This window comes from Streptomyces sp. TRM49041 (assembly GCF_008271805.1).
GTDB lineage: Bacteria > Actinomycetota > Actinomycetes > Streptomycetales > Streptomycetaceae > Streptomyces.
Window position 1 is genome coordinate 1 of the sequence record NZ_VSRY01000051.1, and the last position, 350, is coordinate 350.

At 70.3% G+C, this 350-nt stretch carries 1 protein-coding gene; it reads right to left on the bottom strand.

Features of this window, described 5'->3' with window-relative positions; all coding sequences use genetic code 11:
* On the bottom strand, nt 1-350 hold a 350-nt coding region (locus tag FVS66_RS34765; RefSeq protein WP_187645352.1), incomplete at both ends, for a hypothetical protein.

Below are 350 nucleotides of genomic sequence, written 5' to 3' on the forward strand. Positions count from 1 at the left end.
CACCCACGGCTGATTCTCGGTGGACAACCGACCCGTGAACACCCACTCGTCCCGGTCACCCATCTGCACCGCCGCCGCCAGAACAGGATGCTCGACCCGGTCAAGACCCGCCGCCGCGACATCACCACCCTGAACGGACGGCATCAACCAGTACTTCTCCCGCTGGAAGGCATACGTCGGCAGGTCGACACGCCGCACACCCGTTCCGGCGAACACCGCCTCCCAGTCCACACCGACACCCGCGGTGTGCGCCTGGCCCAGCGACAGCCAGAACCGGGCCAGGCCGCCCTCGTCGCGGCGCAGGGAGCCGACGACGGCGACCCGGCCGACGGCGTCCTGTGCCTCCACGG